Origin of the sequence: Nostoc mirabile CHAB5784 (assembly GCF_020829645.1) — a bacterium.
GTDB lineage: Bacteria > Cyanobacteriota > Cyanobacteriia > Cyanobacteriales > Nostocaceae > Nostoc > Nostoc mirabile.
The window spans coordinates 1-4080 of the sequence record NZ_JAIVFS010000241.1 but is presented as its reverse complement, the minus strand read 5'-3'; the positions used below and the strand labels follow the sequence as shown (position 1 = coordinate 4080).

Annotated in this window: 5 protein-coding genes; 3 read left to right on the top strand and 2 right to left on the bottom strand. The window is 38.9% G+C overall.

The annotated features are described in order from the left end of the window. A partial coding sequence (locus tag LC653_RS44950) for a hypothetical protein (RefSeq protein WP_229501701.1) occupies positions 1–293 on the top strand: 293 nt, incomplete at its 5' end. A 177-nt stretch (positions 294–470) separates the two neighbouring features. On the opposite strand, the gene LC653_RS44945 is transcribed toward LC653_RS44950, so the two are convergent. After that, positions 471–2144 carry a hypothetical protein gene (locus LC653_RS44945; RefSeq protein WP_229501700.1) on the bottom strand — a complete coding sequence of 558 codons (1674 nt, stop codon included), beginning with the start codon at positions 2142–2144 and terminating at the stop codon, positions 471–473. Positions 2145–2559: 415 nt separating this feature from the next. Further along, the gene (locus tag LC653_RS44940) at positions 2560–3240 is read right to left on the bottom strand and encodes a GIY-YIG nuclease family protein (RefSeq protein WP_229501699.1); all 681 of its coding nucleotides are present in this window, start codon (positions 3238–3240) and stop codon (positions 2560–2562) included. 92 nt (positions 3241–3332) lie between these two features. On the opposite strand from LC653_RS44940, the gene LC653_RS44935 reads away from it, so the two are divergent. Next, on the top strand, positions 3333–3740 hold the full coding sequence (locus tag LC653_RS44935) for an SDR family oxidoreductase (protein WP_229501698.1): 408 nt from the start codon (positions 3333–3335) through the stop codon (positions 3738–3740). Between the two features lie 28 nt (positions 3741–3768). Further along, complete coding sequence (locus LC653_RS44930; protein ID WP_229501697.1) at positions 3769–3972, top strand: hypothetical protein; 204 nt, start codon at positions 3769–3771, stop codon at positions 3970–3972. The last annotated feature ends 108 nt before the right edge of the window (positions 3973–4080 follow it).

Below are 4080 nucleotides of genomic sequence, written 5' to 3'. Positions count from 1 at the left end.
ATTTATCTAAGCGTTCAAGATTTAATTATCCTATCGCTGCGGAAGTAATCAGAATTTTCGTGCAATATTACGTTGCCAAAATTGTTAAGCAATATTTCGCCAACAGTGTCTTTGCTATATTTACGCCTAATAGGAGCATACGCAAAAAGCTGAAGCGAACTCTATCGAAAGCGATCGCACCTATGCTTAGTGGCCCCTTTAGGAGCATTTCTGTGCTTTGCAAGGGTGCGATCGCAAAACAGGTAACGGCATCAAAGGTTTGGGCAGTCGCCGAATGCGCGAAGGCTATATAGAAGAGCCCAACGGTGGCAATATGTCTGTTCTGTATGTGACGAATCCCTCTTAAATAGACTCATCGCTTAATAAAGCCTAAAATTGCTCAAAACCTTATACAGCTTTTTAGGGTTTGCAAAACAAAACTTTTCGATCTACTGGAATTACCATTTTTACCCATTCATGCAACAACGCCTCTACAAACTATTCCTATACATTTGGGATACAGCGTTTGTGGTCATATCTAACCAACCAATGAAGTCTAAAACAGCAGAGACAGCAGTCGGTGGCTGAGAAATAAGTGTATCTTCTCGAATTAAACTTTCAAAGTTAATTTGAATACCAGTCTTGCGTTCCGTAACTCCATCATGTTCGTAGAACTTGATACCAGCAAGTTCCATAACTTTTATGATTTCTTGTGCCAGAATGCCATAGCCAATAGTAGTAGGATGAATTCCATCTAAAGAAAATAAACCACCCTGTTGGCGACCATGTGAATTTGAATTAAAACAGCGCGAGTCTGGCTTTGGCTGGAGTGCATCAATTGCTGGTGGTAAAGTATATTTAGTCCACCATTTAGGGCGTGCCTGTTCATCATCAATATAGCGTCGGGCAGCTAAACGATCTAACAAAGCAACGGTTTCAAACAAGTACCAGTCTTTACCTTGTTCTCGACCTTGACGTACTGCATCTACGATGTATTCGTTGTACTTATCTATAACACTATCGATGGCTCTAGCCTGATTTGCAGTTATGTGTATATGCCGTACAGGATCAAAAGTCTCTTCAGTAAACCAAAATGGGGCGTAGTAAGGAAAATAGCGAGAAGCAGGTTTTACTTTATGACCCTTCTCATCTTTGTTAATACCGCGTGCAAAAGGAGCAATTGTCACATGAGGAACTGTGCCCCAAATTACATGGCGGGCTTTAATTTGTTTAACTAACTCCACAATCATGTCAAGTTCAGCTTTGAAATGACTTGGAAGCCACACAGTATATTCGTCATTTTTTGTCATGTCCTGAAAATCTTTACCAGACCACTTAATCTGGAAAGTTAAAATACTTCCTAAAGCATTGTTGGCACCGATTAAGATAATTAGGCATTCAATTCCATCGCCTTGACTCGTTTCTAAATTTCCTTCTTGGCTTAATTTGAGAGCAGCCTCTAGAGGACTTAAAGCTTTTTCAAAAGAATCTCGTGCAGTATTTAAAACCCACAAGGTAGCTATTTCATTTGCATGTTCGGGGGTTTGACGAAGGAAATTCAAGTCGAGATTTAGCAAATTGGCATCCTCTTTAGGAAGTTTTTCTTGAATAGCTATTTTGGCAATATCTGCATTGCGAGATAAAGTGTTCCTCAAATCCCATCCATATATAGCTAAGTTATGGTTGACTAACCCCTTTTCTGGAGCTTGTCGCCCTTGACCACGCTCCCAGTAATTCTCTATTTCGTTAAAATAACGCCATAACCACGGTATAACAAAAGCTAAATCTATTCCATTAATCCCATCTGCAACCTGAAATCGATTACTGAGTTCTCTAATTAGCCTTTCCAAGTTCATTGGTAAACCCTCTCCAGGACTTGGATAGGTTGGGTAGCGAAAATTTTTATCCCACCCCATTTCACGGGCTATAAGCATGGGGTAGGACAATTTAGTGTTAAAAATAGCTCCACTTTGAAATCCCTGAGTTAAGGAGTCCCCTATTGTTACTAACCGATGCCGAGGTGTACCTTCTCGATTGACAGAGACTGATATTCCTAAAGTTGGATGTTGCTCTGGTTCACGTGGTTCTATTCTTAAGGCGTTTATTACTTCCTCTGGTGCATCATCTAGACCCACCAGCATATCAGGCGTTACCAAATTAGCCATAATTTTTCCTGAAAATTCAAAGGATTGTTGTTTATTTGAGCGTAAATATGGAAGTATACATTGATAATAAGCTCATACTAATTTTTTAGTAATATTGCTTTTTGAAAAGTAAAAAAAATCAACAATTAGCAACAAATCAAAATTTTAGGCGAAAGGCTAGAAAGCGTAAAGAAGACTAGCAGAAGTCTCTTTATTTTATCTTGAAATTTAATGATTTAGTATAACAGGTACTGAAGAACCGTAATTCCAGGCTATACCGTTCCATTCACTATAAATTTGAGGAATATTGCCGTGCTTGTTTCGGCCATAGTTTAAAGTTTTTGAAAGAACTGAATCACCCGTCTTTGATAGCTTCAACCATATTTAACCTGGGTGTCATTTGAAATTTTTGACCGTTGCAGAGCATGAGTATAGGCTAGATAGGAACTTGAGATAAGCTAATGTTGTCCTTAAGAATGTCTATCTCGACTGGAGAAAGTACTTTATCTTTCATTTGTTGTAGCTCATGTAGGGCAACGTTAGCATCGGTAGCACCAAATTTGAAGTACTCAGTTAAACTACCAATGCGATAATTGTAATTATGATAGCGGTGTTTAAAATATAATTCTACATTACCCCTGTGTGGCCAAGTTCCAAGTATTTGAATAGCAACAGTTTGATAAGGGATAAGTAAATCCGTTTCTATTTCTGTCAATCGCTGTTGGATGGGTCTGGCGGTAACTCCTATCTTGTGCAAAGTACCTTTAGGCGTTTGAATTTCTAAAAAATACAGAGTACAAGATAAAATGCATTGAAGTTGAGCGCGATAAAGTGTTAAATCGGTGAGCCGATATGAGTTATTTGGTGCATTTTTGTATAATGCGTGTTTGGCTGCTAGCTCTAGTTTCAGTAGCTTTTTGAGTAACAGAGGTTCTTGCACTTCGTTGAATAAACTGAATTCTAGCGCTCCAACAGGAATTTTTCCTAAACTAGTAAATTCATAAACTGGAGGGGTTAAATACACGTTTTTTTGGAACATTCCAGCTTTAAGAAGCCCTGGAGTAACTAAACCAGGGCTGATAGGATAATTGATTGAGCCGTATTCTTTCCACAGCAATTTTAACTGTGCTAAATCTTTTTTTTATTGATGTGTGACAGTTAGGGTGCGGAAGGTGGGTTACAGGCATAAGTAAAGGTCTAGGCTATGCAATGACCGAGGGTTTTATTCAACAGGGGCATACTGTTATTGGTTGCGCTCGGTCATCAGATGCTATCGATAAAATACGTCATTCGTATGGTGCGCCCAACGATTTCACATATGTAGATGTGGCAAATGAACAGCTTGTAAAAAAATGGGCAGAACAGGTACTTGAAAAATATGAACCGCCAGATATAGTAATTAATAATGCGGCAATTACCAATTATCCAGCACCTTTGTGGGAAATACCATCTAAAGAATTTTCTGATCTAATAGATATCAATATTAAAGGAGTAGTGAATATAATTCGCCATTTCGTACCAGCAATGGTGAAAAAGAAACGGGGTATTATTGTTAACTTGAGTTCTGGCTGGGGACGTTCGACTTCAGCCAGGCGTAGCACCATATTGTGCTTCTAAGTGGGCAATAGAAGGATTAACTCGTTCTTTGGCACAAGAATTGCCAACTGGTATGGCAGCCATACCCCTCAATCCAGGTATTATTCATACTGATATGCTTTCTATAAGCTTTGGAGAAGAGGCTGCTAATTATACACCCGTGTGCGATTGGGTATTGAAAGCTGTGCCATTTATTCTCAAGTTAAAACCCAAAGATAACGGGATTCCTTTGACTATAGCGGTTCCTACTTGAGTAAAATACACTGTAGGATAATGGAGTATATTAAAGCCTAAGTACCTGTGGAATGAAACCTTACTCCAGCGATCTGCGCCAAAAAGTAATTAACGCACATAACAATCA